17 protein-coding genes and 1 tRNA gene are annotated in these 22215 nt (G+C 42.6%); 15 read left to right on the plus strand and 3 right to left on the minus strand.

Features of this window, described 5'->3' with window-relative positions:
• The first annotated feature begins 3 nt into the window (after positions 1-3).
• Positions 4-3246, plus strand: coding sequence for an efflux RND transporter permease subunit (locus AB657_RS10980; RefSeq protein WP_047246527.1), 3243 nt, complete (start codon positions 4-6; stop codon positions 3244-3246).
• Positions 3239-4690: a TolC family protein gene (locus tag AB657_RS10985; protein ID WP_047246528.1), complete on the plus strand. Its 1452-nt coding sequence runs from the start codon at positions 3239-3241 to the stop codon at positions 4688-4690. Before AB657_RS10980 ends, AB657_RS10985 begins: the two co-directional genes overlap by 8 nt.
• A 380-nt stretch (positions 4691-5070) precedes the next feature.
• On the opposite strand, the gene AB657_RS10990 is transcribed toward AB657_RS10985, so the two are convergent.
• Both AB657_RS10990 and dinB read right to left on the minus strand, forming a co-directional pair.
• The gene (locus AB657_RS10990) at positions 5071-8127 is read right to left on the minus strand and encodes a DNA polymerase III subunit alpha (protein ID WP_047246529.1); all 3057 of its coding nucleotides are present in this window, start codon (positions 8125-8127) and stop codon (positions 5071-5073) included.
• A gap of 71 nt (positions 8128-8198) precedes the next feature.
• Positions 8199-9413 carry a DNA polymerase IV gene (gene dinB, locus AB657_RS10995; protein ID WP_047246530.1) on the minus strand — a complete coding sequence of 405 codons (1215 nt, stop codon included), beginning with the start codon at positions 9411-9413 and terminating at the stop codon, positions 8199-8201.
• A 190-nt stretch (positions 9414-9603) separates the two neighbouring features.
• Here dinB and AB657_RS11000 point away from each other — a divergent pair, with 190 nt between their 5' ends.
• From AB657_RS11000 to AB657_RS11050, 10 genes are all read left to right on the plus strand, one after another.
• Positions 9604-10491 carry a hypothetical protein gene (locus AB657_RS11000; RefSeq protein ID WP_047246531.1) on the plus strand — a complete coding sequence of 296 codons (888 nt, stop codon included), beginning with the start codon at positions 9604-9606 and terminating at the stop codon, positions 10489-10491.
• A 47-nt stretch (positions 10492-10538) separates the two neighbouring features.
• A complete protein-coding gene (locus AB657_RS11005; protein WP_084696419.1) occupies positions 10539-11129 on the plus strand; it encodes a porin family protein in 591 nt (196 codons plus the stop codon).
• A gap of 488 nt (positions 11130-11617) precedes the next feature.
• On the plus strand, positions 11618-12034 hold the full coding sequence (locus AB657_RS11015) for a hypothetical protein (RefSeq protein WP_047246533.1): 417 nt from the start codon (positions 11618-11620) through the stop codon (positions 12032-12034).
• A gap of 56 nt (positions 12035-12090) precedes the next feature.
• Positions 12091-13020 (plus strand): ATP-binding cassette domain-containing protein, encoded by a 930-nt coding sequence (locus AB657_RS11020; RefSeq protein ID WP_047246534.1) that lies wholly within the window; start codon positions 12091-12093, stop codon positions 13018-13020.
• Positions 13021-13022: 2 nt separating this feature from the next.
• A complete protein-coding gene (locus AB657_RS11025) occupies positions 13023-13745 on the plus strand; it encodes an ABC transporter permease subunit (protein WP_047246535.1) in 723 nt (240 codons plus the stop codon).
• 15 nt (positions 13746-13760) lie between these two features.
• On the plus strand, positions 13761-15263 hold the full coding sequence (locus tag AB657_RS11030) for a GldG family protein (protein ID WP_047246536.1): 1503 nt from the start codon (positions 13761-13763) through the stop codon (positions 15261-15263).
• 23 nt (positions 15264-15286) lie between these two features.
• Positions 15287-16249 (plus strand): DUF4340 domain-containing protein, encoded by a 963-nt coding sequence (locus AB657_RS11035; RefSeq protein WP_047246537.1) that lies wholly within the window; start codon positions 15287-15289, stop codon positions 16247-16249.
• 76 nt (positions 16250-16325) lie between these two features.
• Complete coding sequence (locus AB657_RS11040) at positions 16326-17474, plus strand: COG1470 family protein (protein ID WP_047246538.1); 1149 nt, start codon at positions 16326-16328, stop codon at positions 17472-17474.
• Positions 17474-18436 (plus strand): ABC transporter ATP-binding protein, encoded by a 963-nt coding sequence (locus AB657_RS11045; RefSeq protein ID WP_047246539.1) that lies wholly within the window; start codon positions 17474-17476, stop codon positions 18434-18436. Before AB657_RS11040 ends, AB657_RS11045 begins: the two co-directional genes overlap by 1 nt.
• On the plus strand, positions 18433-19512 hold the full coding sequence (locus tag AB657_RS11050; RefSeq protein WP_084696420.1) for an ABC transporter permease: 1080 nt from the start codon (positions 18433-18435) through the stop codon (positions 19510-19512). The genes AB657_RS11045 and AB657_RS11050 overlap by 4 nt, the downstream gene beginning before the upstream one ends.
• A 122-nt stretch (positions 19513-19634) precedes the next feature.
• Here the strand turns inward: AB657_RS11050 and AB657_RS11055 are convergent.
• A tRNA-Leu gene (locus AB657_RS11055) sits at positions 19635-19715 on the minus strand.
• 165 nt (positions 19716-19880) lie between these two features.
• Between AB657_RS11055 and AB657_RS11060 the strand changes: the two genes are divergently transcribed.
• The 3 genes from AB657_RS11060 to pth all read left to right on the plus strand — a co-directional run bounded on the left by AB657_RS11060 (position 19881) and on the right by pth (position 22209).
• Complete coding sequence (locus tag AB657_RS11060; RefSeq protein ID WP_047246540.1) at positions 19881-20822, plus strand: ribose-phosphate pyrophosphokinase; 942 nt, start codon at positions 19881-19883, stop codon at positions 20820-20822.
• Positions 20823-20867: 45 nt separating this feature from the next.
• Positions 20868-21494: a 50S ribosomal protein L25/general stress protein Ctc gene (locus AB657_RS11065; RefSeq protein WP_047246541.1), complete on the plus strand. Its 627-nt coding sequence runs from the start codon at positions 20868-20870 to the stop codon at positions 21492-21494.
• A gap of 85 nt (positions 21495-21579) precedes the next feature.
• Entirely contained in the window at positions 21580-22209 is a 630-nt protein-coding gene (pth, locus tag AB657_RS11070) for an aminoacyl-tRNA hydrolase (RefSeq protein WP_047246542.1), read from the plus strand.
• Positions 22210-22215 lie beyond the last annotated feature (6 nt).

Genomic DNA, 22215 nt, shown 5'->3' on the forward strand with positions numbered 1-22215 from the left:
GATATGTTCAAAAAATTTATACATAGACCGGTACTGGCAATCGTCATTTCGGTCATAATCGTTTTTACAGGTTTACTGGCTATAAATCAATTACCAATTTCCCAGTTTCCTCAAATTGCCCCAACAACAGTAAATATTTTTATTGCCTACCCTGGGTCCAGTGCCGATGTTTTGGTAAAATCGACACTTATACCCTTAGAAACCGCCATTAATGGTGTTCAAGGAATGCGATATATCGCTTCTGATGCCACTAGTGCAGGTGAAGGAACCTTGCGTGTCATCTTTGAGCCCGGTACCGACCCTAACCAAGCCGTGGTACGTGTAAAGACAAGGGTAGACCAAGTAATGCCTTTATTGCCCGAACTGGTACAACGAGAAGGGGTTATTATTACGCCTGTACAGCCCAGTATGTTGATGTACGTAAACCTATACAGTAAAGAAAACCACAATGATGAAAAGTTTCTGTACAACTATGCGTACACTAAAATAGTCCCAGAGATACAACGAATAAACGGTATTGCAAGCGCCCAAATACTCGGTAGCCGTAAATATGCCATGCGGGTATGGTTAAAACCAGATCGTATGCGCGCCTACAACGTATCTGCCGAAGAAGTGTTGGAGGCCATGGAAGACCAGAGCATCTTGGCAAGACCCGGAAGAATCGGTAGAAGCTCGGGTAAAAAATCACAGGCCCTGGAATATGTGCTTACCTACCAAGACCGTTATGATGAACCCGAGGAGTATGAGAATATAATTATACGCGCCAATGAAGAAGGAGAAATTCTGAAACTGGCCGATGTTGCCGATGTAGAACTTGGTAGTGAATTCTTTGATATCTATTCAAATCTAGATGGTCACCCTTCCGCTTCCATTGTATTAAAACAAACCTTTGGCAGTAATGGTAGTGATGTAATCGCCGCCGTAAAAGATAAATTGGCAGAATTGGAAAAAGACCTGCCACCCGGCCTAGATTTTCAAATTAGCTATGATGTATCCAATTTCTTGGATGCCTCTATAGAACAGGTATTGCACACACTTAGAGACGCCTTTATTTTGGTAGCCATAGTGGTATTCCTTTTCTTAGGCGATTGGCGTTCAACGCTCATACCCATTATAGCCGTACCGGTTTCATTGATAGGTGCATTTTTTGTGATGCAGATTTTTGGACTCTCCATAAACCTGATTACGTTATTTGCCCTGGTTCTGGCCATTGGTATCGTGGTGGATAACGCTATTGTGGTGGTAGAGGCGGTACACGTAAAAATGGAAGAGGAAAATTTAACGCCCTACAAGGCCTCCGCAGCAGTACTACAAGAGATAGGTGGTGCCATTATAGCCATTACCCTGGTTATGGTATCGGTATTTATCCCTGTTTCTTTCATGACCGGTCCTGTGGGTGTTTTCTACAGACAGTTTTCTATAACAATGGCAGGGTCCATTGTCATATCTGCCATTGTTGCCTTGACCCTTACCCCTGTTCTCTGCGCCATGATGTTGAGGAACAATCACGGTAAACCTAAAAAGAAAACACCTATCGACCGATTTATAGATTGGTTCAATAAAGGATTCGAAAGACTTACCGGAGGGTATGTGGGCATACTTAATAAAATTGCGGCCCGTAGAATAGTCACCTTCGGAATTCTAATCGCATTCTGCGCCGGTATTTTCTTTACCAATCAAGTGTTACCGGCAGGTTTTATACCCAACGAAGACCAAGGAATGATCTATGCCATCATACAAACCCCTCCGGGCGCTACATTGGAACGTACCAATGATGTTGCAAGAAAATTGCAAAAAATATGTGAGGAAACAGAGGGTGTTGAATCCGTTTCTTCATTGGCGGGTTACGAAATTATGACCGAGGGTCGTGGTTCTAATGCCGGTACTTGTTTGATCAACTTAAAACCATGGTCAGAAAGGCAACACTCTGTTCATGAAATCATGGAGGAACTGGAAGAAGAGACCAAAGATCTAGGTGCGGTAATAGAATACTTTGAACCCCCCGCTGTTCCAGGTTTTGGTTCTTCCGGTGGTTTCTCTATGCGATTATTGGACAAGACCAATGGCACCGATTACCATGAATTTGAAAGAATTAACAATGAGTTCATGGAAAACTTATCAAAAAGAAAAGAATTAACAGGTTTATTTACCTTCTTCTCTGCCAACTATCCTCAATACAAATTAAAGATCAACAATAAGATTGCCATGCAAAAAGGAGTTTCCATTGGCAAGGCCATGGAAAACCTGAATATATTGATCGGTAGTACCTACGAACAAGGTTTCATCAGGTTTGGTAGGTTCTTTAAAGTATATACACAATCTGCTCCTGAATACAGGGCATTGCCTACAGATCTTGAAAAGCTCTTTGTTAAAAACGAGGAAGGGGAAATGGTGCCCTATTCAGCATTTATGACAATGGAGAAACAACTCGGACCTAACGAGGTAACGCGATACAACCTATATAATTCAGCCGCTATTCGTGGGCTTCCCGCTTCTGGTTACACCAGTGGTGATGCCATTAAGGCCATTCAGGAAGTTGCCGAACAAACGCTTCCAAGAGGATACGATATTGCATGGGAGGGTTTATCTTATGATGAAGCCAGTAGAGGTAACGAGTCTATCTACATCTTTGCGGTCGTATTGATCTTCGTGTACTTTGTTCTTGCGGCCCAATACGAAAGCTTTTTATTGCCTTTTGCGGTAATACTCTCTTTACCTGTTGGGGTTTTTGGCTCCTTCGCCTTATTAAAAATGATGGGATTATCCAACGATGTATATGCCCAAATAGGTATCATTATGCTGGTAGGTCTATTAGGTAAGAACGCCGTACTGATTGTAGAATTTGCCGTTCAAAAACACCGAAAGGGAGCCACCATATTGGAAGCTGCCATCGAAGGTTCAAAAGCAAGGTTCCGACCCATTCTTATGACCTCTTTCGCCTTTATCGCGGGTCTGGTTCCGTTAGTGATCGCCACTGGTGCCGGAGCTATAGGAAACAGGACCATAGGTGGTTCTGCCCTTGGAGGCATGCTGATCGGTACTATTTTCGGGGTATTGGTCATACCAGGACTATATTACATATTCGGCAAAATGGCAGAAGGACGAAGTCTGATCAAAGACGAGCACCAAGAACCTATCTCCGAAGAGTTTATTCGAAACAGTGAAGGAGAAAGCAAAACCGCTAAAGCACTTCTTGAAATGAAAAAGCTTTTGCAAAAATTAACCAAAAGAAAAGACGATGAATAAGAAACTAAAAAATATCGTAAAAAACCGAAAATCAATTGTCGTCTGTATACTGGTAATCGGGATATTCTATTCTTGTGTACCGACAAAAACACTAAAAGAAGAGAACGTAGACCTACCCGATACGTACCAGACACAATCAACGGATACCACGAATACGGCAACCGTAAAATGGCGCGATTTTTTCTCTGACCCCTATCTGATCGCCTTGATAGATACTGCCTTGGTAAACAACCAAGAGTTGAACATTATGTTGCAACAAATTGATATTGCACAAAGCGAGGTAAAAACCAGAACGGGAGAATACCTGCCCTTTATTAATTATGGGGCCGGTGCAGAAGTCGAAAAAGTTGGTGAATACACCCGTAACGGTGCTGTAGAGAAAAACTTGAACATAAAGGATGGTGAAGAATTCCCTGAGCCGTTAACAGATTATTCCGTAGGGCTTTCCGCTTCTTGGGAGCTAGATATTTGGAAGAAACTAAGAAACTCTAAAAAGGCGGCAGTTCTTGAATACTTGTCTACCATAGAGGGCAAAAACTTTATGGTGACCAGTTTAATCGCAGAAATAGCCGATTCTTATTACGAGCTTTTAGCGTTGGACAACCAATTGAACATTATTGAGCAAAACTTGGAAATTCAGTCCAACGCGCTCAAAATGGTAAAACTTCAAAAACAAGCGGCAAGGGCTACAGAACTTGCCGTTAGAAGATTTGAGGCCGAGGTATTAAAAAACCAGAGCCATAAATTTGAAGTACAACAAGAAATAGTCGAAACCGAGAACAGGCTCAACTTTCTAATAGGCAGCACCCCAAAGCATATAGAACGTAACTCCGATAATTTTATCGAGAATACCATTGACCCCATATATGCGGGTATACCCTCTCAACTGTTGCAAAACCGGCCAGATATAAGACAGGCAGAGTATGAGTTGGCCGCTGCCAAGTTGGATATTAAAGTGGCCAGGGCCAATTTTTACCCCTCGGTCGGTATCAAGGCAGGCGTAGGGTTACAAGCTTTTAAACCTAAATACCTGACCAGTACGCCCGAATCGCTGTTATATTCCGCAGTAGGAGACATCGTAGGACCCTTAATCAACAGAAATGCCATTAAGGCCGCCTATAACAGTGCCAACGCAAAGCAAATACAAGCGGTTTATGAATATGAAAAGGCAATCTTAAAAGGTTATATAGAAGTGGCCAACCAACTATCCAATTTAGATAACCTTAAAAAAACCTATGACCTAAAGGCCGACCAAGTGGAAGCACTTACGGCATCTATAGATCTATCCACTCAATTGTTTAAATCGGCAAGAATAGAATATATAGAAGTACTGCTAACACAAAGAGAGGCCCTAGAATCAAAAATGGAGCTCATAGAAACTAAACGAGATCAATTAATGGCAAGAGTTAACATCTATAAAGCTTTAGGTGGGGGCTGGAATTAGCCATATCTCATTTTTTACCCCACAAGAGCCTTCGAGAAATCGAAGGCTTTTTATTTTCCACTTCTGTTATAATAAGTTATGGCAAATAGCACTTTATCGAATATATATCCGGATTTCCGAAAAAATTCAACAAAACTGGAAGAACAGTATAAATTCACCCTCAGAATATACCAATACTAACTAAAGTTGATTATGAGAAAGTGTTTATTATTGTTTGCTATATATTCTTTACTATTGTTTTTGTATTAACGAATACAAGCCCAAATTTTTTAAAGAAGAAAATCACTATTCCTATTTTAAAACTACCCCCCTTCTTTATATTCATTTCTACAAATCTATTATATCAAGAACCGGTCTTTAATTTAAGAAAGACAAACTATTTAAGGTTCTATATTGATATTTTCCGATTCCGGATCGGAACTTAGTGGAGAAACACCAATTTTCTTATCGGCAAACACCTTGGTACTCGTTTTCATATCGGCATAACGGGGATCCTGGACATAGTCTTGTTTTTTCATCTTGATGGCCTCGATACTCAAAAACCCGAATTCGCTCACTACCTTACCGTAAAACCTGTAAATCCCCTTCCCCCTAAAGTGATATTTAGCGGCCACGGGAGGAAACAGCACTACATCGAACACCTTGCCCTGCTGGTCTATCAACGTGACAAAATGCATACGTTTGCCATTATGGGTTCGTGTATTCTTCACGGTGACCAAATACCCGTAGATATCGATATGGCGGTTCAAAAACCGCTCTAGGTCATGGGCACAACGTTTGTTCTTGGGCGGTTCGGCCAACAGTTCAAAGGGACTGCACAGGCAAAAGCCCAAAAGTTCTAACTGGGTAAAAGCCTCCTCCAGGTCGGTAGTGTGCATTTGGGGAATCTTAAAGTTTTGCTGCTTGGGCGGAAATAACTTCGGATGGTCGATTTTCATGTTTTTGTTCAGAAATAAATGCGCCTTCCACAACAATTGGTGCTTGTTGGTTCCCGTAAACCGAAAGGCATTTATACGTATCAGGATACTGACCTGCTCAATGGAAATCGTTACCCTATCCAGAAAATCCTCGAGGGAAGAGAAATGGCCTCCCGTATTCCTTTCCCTTATGATCCTTTCAGACACCCTATGCTCCAAATCGCGCAGGTAGCCAAAGCCCAAAAAAATATCTTTCCCATAAATTACATTGGCATTAAAGCTTCTGTTAATACAGGGCGAATGTATAATACCCCCCAACATCCGGGCTTCGTGCACATAAAACTCGGAACGGTAAAATCCGCCTCCGTTATTGAGCACGGCCACCATATACTCTAACGGAAAATGGGCCCGTAAGAACAAGGTTTGGTAGCTCTCGACCGCATAGGAGGCGGAATGCCCCTTGGCAAAGGCATAGCCGGCAAAGCTGGCGATCTGTTCCCATACCTCGAAGATAATACTATCGGGCTCTCCCTTTTTTCGGCAGTTGTCTATAAATTTCAACCGTACTTTTTCAAACTCTTCGCGGGAGCGGAACTTACCGCTCATACCACGTCGTAGCACATCGGCCTCTCCCAAGCTAAGATCCGCAAAATGGTGGGCCACTTTGATCACGTCCTCTTGGTAGACCATGACCCCATAGGTCTCGGGCATAATATTGAGCATCACGGGGTGCGCCCTTTCCTTCGCCCTATCCTTGTTGCGGTGCCTTAAAATATACTCGCGCATCATACCGCTTTTGGCGACACCAGGCCTAATAATGGAGCTCGCCGCTACCAAACCTAGGTAGTTATCGACCTCCAATTTCTTTAAAAGCATCCGCATGGCGGGCGATTCCACATAAAAACAGCCCATGCACTGTGCGCTTTTGATCAATGCGTTAACCGACCGATCGTTCTTAAACCTACGTACATCGTGAATATCGAACGAGTTTATTTCATCGGGTCGATTGTAACCGATAATATCTACTGCCTCCCGTATTTTAGCGAGTCCGCGCTGTCCAAGGATGTCAAATTTATAGAGTCCCGCATCCTCTGCGATCACCATATCGAACTGAACGGTCGGAAACCCTTTGGGCGGAAGGTGGGTAGCGGCAAACCAATGAAGCGGTTTTTCACTGATCAGAATACCCCCCGCATGAATGCTCAGATAGTTGGGCATACCGTTGATCAAACGACCGTATTTCAACACCAACTGAGAGATCTCATCGAGCTTTTGGGGATCGTACCTCCCTTCCGAAAGCAGGTCGATCTCGCTTTTTGGCAACCCGAACACCTTGCCCAATTCGCGGACTACCCCTTTCTCCTTAAAAGTAACATAGGTACCCAATAGGGCCACATGATCAAAACGTTCAAAGATATATTTCGTCATTTCGGGACGGTCGCGATGCGAAAAATCGATATCAAAATCAGGGGGATTCACCCGATACAAATTGATAAAGCGCTCAAAATACAGATCCAGTTCTATGGGATCCACATCGGTAATTCGCAATAGGTAGGCCACGATGCTATTGGCCCCGCTACCGCGACCCACGTAGAAAAACCCTCTTCTTCGGGCTTCGGAAACGATATCCCAATTAATGAGGAAATACGAAACAAAGCCCATGGTCTTGATCAGCTCCAACTCCTTGTGCAAACGCTCCATGATACCCGGCCCGCCTTCGGGATACCGGTAAGACAAGCCCTCTTGGCAAAGTTTTTCCAGCAAGGCCTCATCCTCTTCCCTTGTATTTAGATAGGTTTTCAAGTTTTGGGGTTTCCTATCCGAAGAAAAATCAAAATAGATGCTGCACGAATTCATCAAGCGTTCGGTATTCTCCAAGATATGGGCATACTCCGAAAAGGCCGCGGCCAAATTACCTATGGGGAACATCCTTTCGCCTTCATTGGCCTCCTCGCTTTTGTCCAGCTTGCTAAGCAGCACATTATTGTCGATGGCCCGCAGCAGGCGGTGTGCGTTAAAATCGCTTTTGTTGCGAAAGGTAACGGGCTGTTGCACCACCAACCTATCCTTTAACCCGGACAGTCTTGAAAAGGGCAGTTTTCGCAGGTCGGCGATCGATACACCGATGTACTCGTTCTCGTTAAAGACCTCGATCTCGTTGAGCAATACACTCTCAAAGGGATATATTACATAGGCTTGCTTGAACTTAGGCGCCGTTGCGGGGAACTTTTTTCCACCGTACAAGTATTCCGACAGAAAATTGTTCAGCTCCATATAGCCTTCATTGTTTTTGGCGATACCGATAAAACAGGGTTCGGCACCGTTTCGAAAATCGATGCCCAGAATGGGCCTGACCCCATAACCCGGGGCCAAACGCACAAAATTAAGGCAGGCCGAGGTATTGTTTATATCGGTCAATGCCAACTGTGTCACCTCATTTTCTTTGGCCAGCTGCAAGAGCTCCTTTTCGGAAAAGGTTCCGTAACGAAGGCTGTAATATGTATGGCAGTTTAGGTACAATTTCGTCGATGTTTATTTTGGTTGTGGGCGATCGCAAACGACCCCACTGTATTCCAGTGGTTTTACCAGCATTACTGTTTTCGATGGGCCAACACGATTGGCGGTCGGCCATCGAAGGGGTTCTGCATTCTTCCGATGGTACGTGCACCCATGGCCGAGGCACGGATTACGCTCTTATCGCCATAGCGCTTTCGAATATGGTCCATGGCGTGATACAGGTTCAGTATCTCCTCGGTATCGTCAAAAAGGTTGATCTGATAATTGCCCGATACCAGGTGACTAAAGCGGATGCCCACCAAGCGCACCAACAACCTGCGGTTGTACAGGGTCTTGAACAGCTCCAAGATCTTGGGAATCAAAATATGATCGGCGCTGGTATATGGAATACGCATTTGTTTCGAATAGGTATTGAAATCGGAGTACCTGATCTTGACCGCGATGCAGGCCGTCAACTTTTCCCCCCGTCGCAATTGGTAGGCCAGGTTCTCGGTCATTGCAATGAGAATGCCCCTTAATTTTACCACATCTATCGTGTCTTTGTCAAAGGTGCGCTCGGTAGATATCGATTTTCGTTCGCAGAACGGAACCACGGGGGTATGGTCGATACCATTGGCCCTTTTCCATATGATCCTTCCATTTTTGCCCAAGACCCGTTGCATAACATCTATGGGCATTTCTTGAATGGTACGCACTTGGCGTAGCCCCAGATTGCTGAGCATTTGGTAGGTCTTATCGCCCACCATGGGTATTTTTTTGATGGATAGGGGAGCAAGAAAGGGTTTCTCCAAGCCGTAGTCTATCTTCAGTTGATTGTTGGGCTTGGCCTCGTTAGTGGCCACTTTAGACACCACCTTGTTGACCGAAAGCCCAAAAGAAATAGGCAGTCCCGTTTCTTTAAAGATCCGTTGGCGCAACTCGGAAGCATACCTGTAGCAGCCAAAAAAGCGATCCATTCCGGTTAGGTCGGCGTAAAACTCATCGATACTCGATTTTTCGAAAAGGGGCACCTGCTCCTTGATGATCTCGGTAACCATATCGGAATAGTTGCTATAGGTACCCGCATTGCCCTTTATGGCAACCGCCTCGGGACACAGTTCCTTGGCCATTTTCATGGGCATACCGGAATGCACCCCGTAACCACGGGTTTCATAACTACAGGCCGCGACCACACCCCTATCGCTCAACCCGCCCACCAATAGCGGTTTGTTCTTTAACTCGCTATTGATAAGGCGTTCTACGGATACGAAAAACGTATCAAGATCCAGATGTAAAATGGTCTTTTGCATAACTATCCTTAAAATCGGATAGCTAATTTATGGAATATTTCCAAAATATTGGATTTATTCCATTTTAAATTCTAATAATCTAAATCACATTCAACATTTCCCTATAAATGACGTTATAGATTCGACCAAACTCTTTCTTTATTTATTAAAGTCAAAAAGCTATTCGTATATTTTGCTTTATTTTCGTCATATGAAATCTCTATTAGTTCCCCTACTCTTTAGCATATTTTCAACGGCCGTCTTTTGCCAACAAGAAAAATCGGCCATATTGATAACAGACCCCGCACAGGGGACGGTTTGGAATATACCCGAAAAAATAACCCTTCAGTGGAATACCGAAAATATAGCTCCGAACAAGTCTATTCGGTTTTTTCTGGTCAGAAACGAAATGGTGGTTCAAGAACTGGGCTCTTTTGAGAACAATGGCATCTCGGAAGAAATAGAACTTGCCAAAAACATAGGCTCGGGAGATCGTTACCAAGTAGTGGGCATCGAATTGTTTCCGGAAGACAAATATCAAATTGCAAAATTCGTAACCCCCTTTTTCTCCATAACAAACAAAGCATCGGACGAGCTAAAAAAGAAACATGACCTTGCCCAACTAGAAAAACGAGGACTTAGTAAAAGAGAAAAAAGAAGAAGGGCCAAAAACAAAAGCAAAGCGGCATCGGCTAAAACCGCTGTGGCATCGACCATAGACACCAATGCACCTACCTCTACCATACGTGAAGAATTCGATGGAAGAAAAATATCATATACCAAAGAATTTACTTTCGACAGTGAAACCATAAGTGTTAAAATATGGGATCACGGTAGACAGGATGGCGATATCGTTTCTATCTATTTAAACGGCTCCCCGGTAGTGTCCAAATATTATCTGACCTACTGGAAAAAAGAGTTTCAGATTAAATTAGACCCTAACAAATCTAATGACCTGTTCCTTTACGCCCATAATTTAGGTGATTCTCCTCCAAACACCGTAGCGATAGAAATAACGGACGGAAAAAAATCTGAAAACATTGTCTTAAATTCAGACTTAAAAAGTTGCGAGGCCGTAATGATCAACGTGGTTAAATAGACACCTATTTACCATATAGACCATGCAACCACAAAAAAAGCACTGATATGAAAACAAAGCTGCTCATTATTTTTTTAATTGTTTCTTCTACAACCTTATTTTCTCAAGAAAAAACAAAAATGGCACTACGCATGGGACTTAACAGTAGTAAAGTTCTCAACTCTAACCTACATACCAAATATGCCCCATACGCCGGTGTAGCTTTGGCTATCGCATTTAATGAAACATATACCTTGCAACCAGAGATTACTTATTCTAAACAAGGAGGGAAATCTGAAATTCCCGAGCTTGACGACATTGACATCAACTACCTGTCTGTAAGTGTTGCCAATAAAATATTTACCGAAGGGGGTCATTTTCATTTCATCTTAGGCCCTAGCATAGATTTTAATTTCAATGATAATTTTATCAACTTAATCAATAGTGATGGTGACAATTTTGAAGTTACGCCAATAGACCTTGCCGCATTTGGGGGAATAGGTATCGAATTCGATTTTGGACTTGCCCTTGAACTACGATATAAACAAGGGCTTATAGACCTTGATTTTAACGATGACGGAGAATATGGCAACAATAATGAAAACAACCAATTAAACCGGGTCATACAAATCGGGGCTTTGTATAAATTAAACTTTTAAATCCCCTTTTACTTTTACCGCAGACATCTGTTCTAAACAGGTTTACCTTGTAACGGAAACTACTAAAAAGATGTCTTTTTTACATTTTTTAACTTTTAGTGTATTTTCTAAATTTTTATTTTTATTGAGAATTTGAAATAGCGATACTATGCCATTTAGTAGACATGAAGACGGTTTTAAGCCCGCGTTTTCTGTTCTGCCTTTTCAAAAAAAATTAGGCAATCTATTATCAAATAACACAAAAGGTGGGCTATCTTCTGAACCTTTTTTTAAAACGGTGTTATCACATCACCTGCCCTTTATATCCTATTCGGAGAACCACAATTTTGAGTTCAAATTCTATAGATGAAGGCATCGCCTTTTCTTAAGATAAGAACACCCGACCTAGGGGTATAATAGCGCTCTTCAACCCTCGAAAAAACATTTCATCATTCTGTTTCTTTAGACGAATACTTTTTTAACGTAAAGTATAATTTAAAAAAATAGTTATGGAATCATTGAACAAAATAAAGAAAGAAAAACATCAAAGACTTCATTCTTTTCCACCGCTGAGATTCAATAAATTTCAAATGAAATTGGAGAATACGGGTATACATATCCTTATCTCGGCCAATTTTCTTTCTAAATACAACCATGCCGTAAGGGTACAAAACGGAGTCTTACATCTAAAAATAAAAAAACCTAAAAACAACTATGATTATTACGGCGGGTCTATGTCGTACGAAGGATATGAAAAAGATATTGATTTTCAGATACGACTTCCCGACAAACAGCATTGCCATATACATACAGTTCGGTTTTACCATGGAGTATTAAAAATACACCTGTCAAAAGAGCACAAAACAAATAGTACCGTACGATTACCCAAACCATCCTTTACGTCCAATAGGTCAACCGTCAATTAAATCTAGAATACAATCCATATCCCATATTAAAATGAATTAAACGCCACACACCGAGCATGGACATACAAATCGAAAAACTAACCAAAACCTACGGCCCTCAGAAGGCCGTAAACGACATCAGCTTTGATGTTAAAACGGGAGAGGTACTCGGATTTCTTGGTCCCAACGGAGCGGGAAAATCCACCACCATGAAAATGATCACCGGTTATATCGGTATCGAAAAAGGAGATATACGAATCGGTGGCAAAAGCGTAACCGACCCCGAGAGCAATTTTAAGCGACACATTGGGTACCTGCCGGAAAACAATCCCTTGTACCTAGATATGCCCATCATCGATTACTTGGAATTCTGCGCCGCCCTGCAAGGGGTAGAAAAGGCAAAGATCAAGGATAGGATACGGGAAATGATAGGCCTGTGCGGACTCAATCGCGAGAAACACAAAAAAATAGGGGAACTATCGAAAGGGTATCGTCAGCGCGTGGGACTCGCCCAAGCCATGATCCACGACCCTGAAATATTGATCCTGGACGAGCCCACCACGGGGCTGGATCCCAACCAGATTATCGAGATCCGAAAATTGATCCGCGATCTGGGCAAGGAAAAGACCGTTATCCTCAGTACGCACATCTTGCCCGAAGTGGAGGCCACCTGCGACCGCATCCTCATTATCAACAGGGGTACCATTGTCGCCAACGGAACCCCCGAAACCCTTAGAAAACAAGCACAGGGCAACGAGGTATTGAAGGTTCGCATAGAGGACGCCGAGGCCCAAACCATTGCAAAAGCCTTAAGCGCCCTGGATACGGTACAGGACGTAGACCTTGTTCAACAGGAAGAAAACCTGTTCGAGGTACAGAGCGTCGCCCAGCAATCGTCTAAACGGAACATCTTTAACCTTTGTGTGGACAAAAAATGGGCACTGACCGAACTGACCCCCTTGGAAACCAAACTCGAAGACATATTTAGAAACTTAACGGTAAATTAGACATGCATACCATATGGACTATCGCCAAACGTGAACTGGCGACCTTTTTCGACTCGCTCATCGCCTATATTATTTTGGTTCTTTTCTTAGGCTTCAGCGGTTTTTTTACCTGGCTTTACGGAAACGATATTTTTTTGGTGGGACAGGCCAACCTTCGGCTCTTTTTCAATATTGCCTCTTGGAGCCTCTTCTTCTTTATTCCCGCCATTACCATGAAAATGTTGGCCGAAGAGCGCAAGACGGGCACCTTGGAACTGCTCTTGACCAAATCAGTATCGGACAGGCAAGTGATCCTTGGCAAGTTTCTGGGATCCATACTATTGGTCTGTATAGCCCTGGCCGCCACCCTACCCTATGTGATTACGGTTTCCAACATCGGCAATCTGGATAACGGCGGAACCATCTGCGGTTACTTGGGCCTATTGTTGCTCAGTACCGCCTATACAGCCATAGGTATTTTTGCGAGCAGCATTACCACCAACCAGATCGTGGCCTTTATGACCGCCCTGTTCATCGGTCTCTTTTTCCATATCATTTTTGGGGTATTGGCCCACAACTTTACCGGTAGCCTGGGACAATTCTTCGATACCTTGGACCTTCAATCGCATTTTGAGTCCGTTTCAAGAGGGGTCTTGGACTCCAAGGACCTGGTCTATTTTCTTTCTATAACCGTGTTGGGGCTTTACCTCGGGGAATGGTCCCTTTCTAAAAGACATATTTCTTAAACGATAGTACATCCAATGAAAAAAACGAACATAACCATTGTCTTGACCATCGCAATCTTGGTGTTCGCCAATTTGGTATCAAAGCAATATTTTTTCAGGTTGGACCTCACCGAAGACAAGCAATATACTTTAAGTGATGCTACGGAGAACATTATGGCATCCTTAGAAAACCCTATTACCGTAAAGGCCTATTTTTCTGAGAACCTGCCCCCCGATATCGCCAAGACCAAAAACGATTTCGAGGAATACTTGATCGAGTATGCACGGCATTCGGACGACAACCTCATCTACACCTTTATCAACCCCAACGAGAAGGAATCTTTAGAGCTAGAGGCCATGGAAGCGGGCATTAACCCCGTCATGATCAACGTTCGCGAAAAGGACCAGATGAAACAACAAAAGGCCTTTTTGGGCGCCGTTTTACAACTGGAGGACCGCAAGGAGGTCATCCCCTTTGTACAACCCGGAGCACCCTTAGAGTACCTCCTCTCGTCTTCCATAAAAAAGATAGCGGTTACCGATAAACCCGAAGTGGGACTTTTACAGGACTACGGACAGGCCACCATTGGTGAACTTGCACAGGTAAAAACAGCCTTGGACGTACTGTACAATTTTAAGTCGGTCACCGTAAACGACAGCGTTGCCCCACCTGAGAATATAAGGACATTGGCCTTGGTACGCCCCACGGACACCATCAGCGCGGGCACCTTAAAACAATTGGATACATTTTTAGAAAACGGCGGAAATTTGTTCATCGCCCTGAACCGGGTAAACGGAAACCTAAACAACACATTTGGCAGTGCTATCGGTACCGGAATAGAAAAATGGCTGAACGAAAAAGGACTTGCAATAGGTTCAGATTTTGTCATCGATGCCCAATGTGCCAACATATCGGTTCAACAGCGACAAGGTTTCTTTAATTTTACGACGAACGTTGCCTTCCCCTATGCCCCCATTATCAGCAAATTTGCAGACCACCCCAGTACCAAGGGCTTAGATGCCGTGGTAATGCAGTTTGCCAGTTCATTAAAGTTTACCGCCAAGGATTCGCTGACCACCTTTACCCCGCTCGCCTTTTCATCGGATAACTCGGGAGTATTGCCGGCACCTCAGTATTTTAATATCCAAAAAGAATGGACAAATAATGATTTCAATGCCCCCAACCAAGTGGTCGCAGGCGTCTTGGAGCAAACCCATCCCAATGGCAAGCGATCCCGCATTTTTGTGGTTTCCGATGGGGATTTTCCAGTTAGCGACGGCCAACGAACACTACAGGCCGACAATATAAACCTTATGGTCAATGCCATAGATTGGTTGAGCGACGACACCGGATTAATAGACCTTAGAACAAAAGGAGTTCGGTACAGACCCTTGGACAAATTAGAGGAAAGCACCAAAACCACATTAAAATATGCCAATTTCCTGTTGCCCCTTGTTCTGGTAATTGTCTACGGAATTATACGTATGCAGATAAACAAAAACAAACGCAGCAAAAGACTGGAAGAAAACTACGAATGATCACTACAACTAAACCATAATCCATGAAGAAAAACAACATATTGATCTCGGTATTGGTGGTATTGGTACTGCTCTATGTTTCTACCAATTACTTTAAAAAGAACAATAGCACCACTTTTAACCCAGAGGTCATACAACTGGATACCTCTGCGATAGAAAAACTCACCATATACCCACCGGCCAAAATGTCGGAAGAGCCTATTTATATTTCGAGGTCGCAAAATAGATGGGAGGTTTCACAAGGCACCATCAGATCTAAAGCGAGCCAAACATTGGTAAAAAGTGCCCTTGGGCAATTACAAGATATAAAGGCCCAACGACTGGTCGCAAAAACAGCGGACAAATGGGCTACTTATGAACTCACAGATTCCTTGGCCAGAAAACTGGAGATCCAAGAAAAAGATGGAGGCAAAATAAATACTGTCTACTTCGGAAAAACATCTTATGAACAGGGCGCGTCATCGCAGTACGGAGGAGCATCCATGAAAGGGTACACTTACTTTCGAATAAATGACAGGCCCGAGACCTACACCCTAAAAAATCAGATTTCGAGTGCCTTTGACCGTAAGTTCAATACATGGAGGAATTCTGAATTTATAAAATTGAACAAGGAAGACATTACAGAAGTAAAATTTGAACGGGATGGCCAAGAAGATTTTACCCTTCAAAAAAAAGACGCTACTTGGACCATTATGGGCATACGATCAGATTCTACAAAAGTAGCCCGTTATCTCAATATTCTACGTAACCAGAGCAGCTCTCTTTTCGTAGATAGGTTTGCTCCGAAAAAAGAAGCTTTTAGAACCTTGACCGTTCGAGGAAAATCTATGGATAATATTATTGTTAAAGCCTATGTTGACAGCGTGGAAAACAATTTTCTACTTCACTCGTCGCAACACCCCAAAACCTATGTTAAGAGCGATTCTACAGGACTGTACAAACGATTGTTCGTTGACAAGGAATATTTCATAAAAGAAAAAGAATAATCAAATCACAAACTATAAACCAGCCGGCACCTCGGCCCAAACTTTTAGCTTTTTAATGACATATAAATTACGCACTATGAAATCCATTAAATTCAATCTTAAAACATTATTGTTTTTTATCACGCTTATATTTTTATACAGCCCTATGGCCTTGGCCGGCAACGGTATCACCTTATATACGCCGTACACTAATATTTCGGTACCTCCGGGAGAGTCTATCGACTATACCGTTCAGGTAAAAAACTACGGAAGCCAACTAAGGGATGTTGAAATTAGCCTTACGGGCCTGCCCGATGATTGGAGCTCTACCCTAAAGGCCGGGGGCTACACCATTAAGCGAATAGCTGTGTTGCCCGGTGAAAAAAAAGACCTTACCCTAACGGTAAACGTGCCCTTGAAGGTCGAAAAAGGCACGTACAACATAAAGCTGGTCGGCAAAAATTACGACGTACTTCCCATCACCATTAATGTATCGGAAGAAGGAACCTTTAAGACCGAGTTTACTTCCGATCAGATCAATATGGAAGGGCATTCAAAATCTAACTTCAATTTCTCTACAAAATTAAAGAACCACACAGGCGAAAAGCAGGTATACTCGCTATTGGCAGCACCACCACGAGGCTGGAACGTAGCTTTTAAACCCAATGCCAGACAAGCAACCGCAGTAGAGATAGCACCGGGGAAAACAACTAATATTAAAGTCGAAGTAACCCCTTCTGCAATAGTAAAAGCAGGCTCCTATAAAATACCCATAAAGGCGACCAACAAGTATACCACTGCCGAACTGGAATTAGAAGTAGTGATCAAAGGCTCTTATGATATGGAGCTGACCACCCCTACAGGACTTTTAAGTTCCAGCATTACTTCTGGAAGAGAAAAGAAAATGGAACTTTTGGTACGGAATACCGGATCCAGCGAATTAAAAAATGTTACGTTTAGCTCTAACAAACCTAAAGACTGGGAAGTTTCCATTAAACCCGACACCATACCCTTTATAAAAGCTGGTTCACAAGAAAAAATAACGGCTACCATAAAAGCTGCAGACAAGGCCGTTCCTGGAGACTACCTACCAAAAATTACGGCCAAGACTCCTGAAGTATCCTCTACCGCATCTATCCGATTTTTAGTAAAGACCCCTTTATTATGGGGCTGGGTAGGCATCTTAATTATACTAGGAACATTAGGAGCCATTTATTACCTGTTTAAAAAATACGGAAGACGATAATGGCGGACAAGAGTATAGACATTGTTGGATTGACCAAAAAATACGGGGAGCATGTGGCGGTAGACAATTTAACGCTCTCTGTGGAAAAAGGCGAAATTTTTGGCCTATTGGGGCCGAACGGCGCCGGTAAATCGACCACCATCCTTATGGTTTTAGGACTTACCGAAATAGACTCGGGCAGTGTAAAAGTATGTGGTATAGACAGTAGCAGGTATCCCCTAGAGGTAAAAAGAAAGGTCGGCTACCTACCCGAGGATGTAGGTTTTTATACCGATTACACCGGTTTGCAAAATCTGATGTACGTGGCACGCCTTAACAATATTCCAATAGAAGAAGCCCGAAAGACCGCCTTGGAAACTTTGGCCGAAGTAGGCCTAGAAAAGGCGAAGGACAAGAAGGTAGCCAGTTATTCTCGAGGAATGCGCCAACGTTTGGGCCTTGCGGACGTACTCATAAAAAAGCCGGAAGTAATTATACTGGATGAACCCACTTTGGGACTGGACCCCGAGGGCGTAAAGAAATTTCTTCAACTAATCGTAGATCTTAGCAGAAAAAAGGGGATTACCGTTCTGTTCTCATCGCACCACCTGCACCAGGTACAACAGCTCTGTGACCGGGTCGGCATTTTTGTAAAAGGAAAATTATTGGCCGAAGGAAAAATCAGTTCCTTGGCCGAGCAATTGTTCTCTAAAAACGCCCACACCCTTGAGGGAATTGTCGCCGAAACGGAAAAACCTTCCCTATCACTGAAAGAACTGACGCAGAAAATGGAACAGATGGAAGGGGTTGCCCAAGTAGAGATGCGCGATAAACGATTTGTAATAACGTCTAAAAAGGATATTTCGGTACCCATATCCCGTTTAGTCGTTAATTCTGGTTATGGCCTTCATTCCCTTAGTAAAAAGGAATATGGTCTGGACGACATTTATCATCAATATTTTCAGGAAGAAAAACAGATATGAAAAGTACATTGTTAAAATCGGGAATAGATAGGCTCACCACTATCATAAAGATTCCTTCGTTCAATTTTCCAACGAATCGCTTTCGTTCCCTTAGGAAAGGAACCGTTGAAAACGATCGTTCGTTGGTTTTAAGTCCCTTTAAGGCCATGGTTCAGAAAGAAATAACCGACCATATTACCAACTGGCGTTTTATCATTCTTTTCGCCATTATAGCCTTGGCCTGTTTGGGGACCCTTTTTTCTACCTTGTCCGATGGAATGAAGGTTCTTATAAACGATAATTCGGAAAACAATTTCTTTTTCTTGAACCTGTTCACAAAATCTGACGGCACCCTGCCTCCTTATTTTGTGTTCGTAGGGTTTCTGGGCCCGCTGTTCGGGATAAGCCTCGGCTTCGATGCCATAAGTTCTGAGCAGAACAGGGGAACCTTAAGCCGTGTACTGGCACAACCAGTTCCAAGAGACAGTATTCTGAATGCCAAGTTTTTGGCAGGCATCATAGTAATCAGCCTCATGTTGTTCACCCTCAGTTTCTTGGTCATGGGTGCCGGATTAATAGCCATAGGCATTCCCCCAACGGCAGAAGAATTTATGCGTATTATCGTGTATACGATACTGAGCATTGTATATGTATCTTTTTGGTTGAACCTATCCATCCTCTTTTCGGTGCGGTTTCGGCAACCCGCCACCTCGGCATTATTAGGTATTGCGGTATGGTTGTTCTTTACCATATTCTACCCTATGATCGCCAATCTGATCATTAAAGGATACGAACCCTCTCAATACGCCACGCCCAGGGCCATTTATTTCTATCAAAAACTAAAGTTCTATTTGGTACAAATAATGCCCAACGAGCTGTTCGATGAGATTACCTCGGCTATTTTAGTGCCATCGGTACGTAGCCTGGGACCCTTGACCATGGAGCAGATGCAAGGGGCCATTCCTGGAAGTCTTCCCTTAGGACAGAGTATTCTATTGGTTTGGCCACAGTTTACAGGCCTCATCGCTTTGACCTTGTTGTGTTTCTTGTTATCGTATATATTGTTTATGAAACGCGAAATACGTTCGAGGGGGTAGACATAATTTAAATCAAACCTTCAATACACTTTAATAGCCTATTCACATAAGGGACGAATAAAGACATTCGACCCAACAGCGCCAAACAAAAAAACCAAGACTTTCGTCTTGGTTTTTTCTTGTACTCGAGGTGGGAATCGAACCCACACTCCAAAGGAACTGGATTTTGAATCCAGCGCGTCTACCAGTTCCGCCACTCGAGCATTTCAAATTCGGAATGCAAAATTATAAAATATTTTGTTTACCACACCAAAAAATTTAATAATTATCTTCAAGGAGCCAAATTAATTTCTAAATTTGCACCTCTCTAGAAAACAGCGCCTTTCAAGCCTAAGCTTGGCGGCCTAAATTATAATATAGAAAGAGCCATGTCATATCAAGTCCCAGAACCTAAAATTTTCACCTGTACACAGAGTACATCTTTAGGAGAAAAAATAGCAAAGGCATATGGCACGGAACTGGGAAATGTAATCTTTTCTCGCTACAGCGATGGCGAGTTTCAACCTTCTTTTGAAGAATCTATTCGAGGAACCAGGATATTTATTATTGGTTCTACCCACCCTGGTCCAGAGAATTTAATGGAGATGTTGTTGATGATCGATGCTGCCAAAAGAGCATCTGCCAGACATATTACAGCGGTAATGCCCTACTTTGGATGGGCCAGGCAAGATAGAAAAGATAAACCCAGAGTACCCATTGCAGCAAAACTAGTGGCCAAGATGCTGGAAACGGCAGGTGCCACAAGAATTATAACCATGGATCTGCATGCAGATCAAATTCAAGGATTCTTTGAAAAACCGGTAGACCATTTGTTCGCGTCCACGTTGTTTTTACCCTACCTTAAAAGTCTTGAATTACCGAACCTGACCATTGCCTCACCCGATATGGGCGGATCAAAAAGGGCTTATGCCTATTCCAAGGCGTTGGATTGTGATGTAGTGGTGTGTTATAAACAAAGGGCCAAAGCCAATGTTATTTCACATATGGAACTTATTGGCGATGTACAGGGGAAGAACGTAGTATTGGTAGATGACATGGTAGACACCGCCGGAACACTTACCAAAGCTGCCGATCTAATGATGGAAAGAGGTGCCGCAAGTGTAAGGGCCATTACCACTCATGGGTTATTATCGGGCAATGCCTATGAAAAGATCGAAAAATCAAAACTGACGGAGTTGATCATTACCGATTCCATTCCGATAGAGATAAAAAGTGATAAAGTAAGGGTATTAAGTTGCGCAGACCTATTTGCCGACGTGATGCACAAAGTACATAACAACAACTCTATTTCCTCAAAATTTTTAATGTAGATAAAAGGAAATACAATTTAGAATTATTAATTTTTAATATAAATAATGAAGTCAATTACAATTAAAGGATCAGAAAGAGAAAGCGTGGGCAAAAAGTCAACAAAAGCCCTACGTAATGCTGGAAAGGTTCCTTGCGTGGTATACGGAGGGGATAAACCATTACACTTTTCAGCAGATGAACTAGCGTTCAGAGACTTGGTTTACACTCCAAATGCACACACAGTTGCAATTGAGTTGGAGAACGGGGTCAAAGTTAAAGCTGTTATGCAAGACATTCAGTTTCACCCTGTTACAGATAAAATTCTACACATTGATTTTTATCAATTATTCGACGATAAACCTGTAACCATGAACATTCCTGTGAGATTGCAAGGTAACTCGCCAGGTGTAAGAAACGGTGGTAGATTATTGTTCAGAAAAAGAAAATTGACCATCAAAGCCTTACCGGACAAATTACCTGATTTCTTTGACGTGGATATATCCAAACTAAAAATAGGTCAGAATATAGCGGTTTCAAGTCTATTGAGCGACGATTTCACTATCATGCATCCAGACACCACTACCGTGGTACAAGTTAAGACAGCCCGTACGGCAATTATTACGGATGACGATGAAGACGAAGAAGCAGAAGGAGGAGCAGAAGCTCCAGCTGAAGAAGCTGCTCAAGAATAATCCAAGATTTTACACAAAACCAAAAGCATCCCAGTACCAAGTATCGGGGTGCTTTTGTATTTTTGACCAACAAAAGATTTGATGTATGGCGACACTACTTAAATCATTGTTCGGTTTCCAAAAAAGCGTTTTAAAAGAGAGAGATTCTATGAAGAAATTTTTAGTGGTCGGTTTGGGCAACATAGGCAATGAATACACAGAGACCAGACACAACATCGGTTTTAAGATTTTAGATTTTTTAGCGACACAAAAAGAATTAACATTCGAAACGGCAAAACTGGGAGACATTACCACTTATAAATTAAAGGGAAGAAGTATTCTTTGCCTAAAACCATCCACATACATGAACCTAAGCGGCAAAGCGGTGAGATACTGGTTGGAAAAAGAAAAGATTCCTTTAGAAAACCTTCTCGTTATAACGGACGACATTAACCTTCCTTTTGGAACGATCAGAATAAAAACCAAAGGAAGCGATGGTGGCCATAACGGACTAAAAGATATTCAAAATACCCTACAAACCACCAAATACAATAGGTTTAGGTTTGGAGTAGGCGCCAATTTCGGAAAGGGAAGACAAATAGAATATGTTTTAGGACAATGGAACGATGAGGAGAACTCTCAAATGGAAGAACGCCTACAAAAGAGCATAGAGGCTTTAGATTCTTTTGTATTGGCCGGTATTGCCCGAACCATGAACCAATTCAACGGGAATTAAAATAAT

The sequence above is a fragment of the Maribacter thermophilus genome (assembly GCF_001020565.1).
Classification (GTDB): domain Bacteria; phylum Bacteroidota; class Bacteroidia; order Flavobacteriales; family Flavobacteriaceae; genus Maribacter; species Maribacter thermophilus.

Coding starts and splice junctions, on each gene's coding strand:
- AB657_RS10980 (WP_047246527.1), top strand. CDS start 4: ATGTTCAAAAAATTTATACATAGACCGGTACTGGCAATCGTCATTTCG.
- AB657_RS10985 (WP_047246528.1), top strand. CDS start 3,239: ATGAATAAGAAACTAAAAAATATCGTAAAAAACCGAAAATCAATTGTC.
- dinB (WP_047246530.1), bottom strand. CDS start 9,413: ATGCAAAAGACCATTTTACATCTGGATCTTGATACGTTTTTCGTATCC.
- AB657_RS11000 (WP_047246531.1), top strand. CDS start 9,604: ATGAAATCTCTATTAGTTCCCCTACTCTTTAGCATATTTTCAACGGCC.
- AB657_RS11005 (WP_084696419.1), top strand. CDS start 10,539: ATGAAAACAAAGCTGCTCATTATTTTTTTAATTGTTTCTTCTACAACC.
- AB657_RS11015 (WP_047246533.1), top strand. CDS start 11,618: ATGGAATCATTGAACAAAATAAAGAAAGAAAAACATCAAAGACTTCAT.
- AB657_RS11020 (WP_047246534.1), top strand. CDS start 12,091: ATGGACATACAAATCGAAAAACTAACCAAAACCTACGGCCCTCAGAAG.
- AB657_RS11025 (WP_047246535.1), top strand. CDS start 13,023: ATGCATACCATATGGACTATCGCCAAACGTGAACTGGCGACCTTTTTC.
- AB657_RS11030 (WP_047246536.1), top strand. CDS start 13,761: ATGAAAAAAACGAACATAACCATTGTCTTGACCATCGCAATCTTGGTG.
- AB657_RS11035 (WP_047246537.1), top strand. CDS start 15,287: ATGAAGAAAAACAACATATTGATCTCGGTATTGGTGGTATTGGTACTG.
- AB657_RS11040 (WP_047246538.1), top strand. CDS start 16,326: ATGAAATCCATTAAATTCAATCTTAAAACATTATTGTTTTTTATCACG.
- AB657_RS11045 (WP_047246539.1), top strand. CDS start 17,474: ATGGCGGACAAGAGTATAGACATTGTTGGATTGACCAAAAAATACGGG.
- AB657_RS11050 (WP_084696420.1), top strand. CDS start 18,433: ATGAAAAGTACATTGTTAAAATCGGGAATAGATAGGCTCACCACTATC.
- AB657_RS11060 (WP_047246540.1), top strand. CDS start 19,881: ATGTCATATCAAGTCCCAGAACCTAAAATTTTCACCTGTACACAGAGT.
- AB657_RS11065 (WP_047246541.1), top strand. CDS start 20,868: ATGAAGTCAATTACAATTAAAGGATCAGAAAGAGAAAGCGTGGGCAAA.
- pth (WP_047246542.1), top strand. CDS start 21,580: ATGGCGACACTACTTAAATCATTGTTCGGTTTCCAAAAAAGCGTTTTA.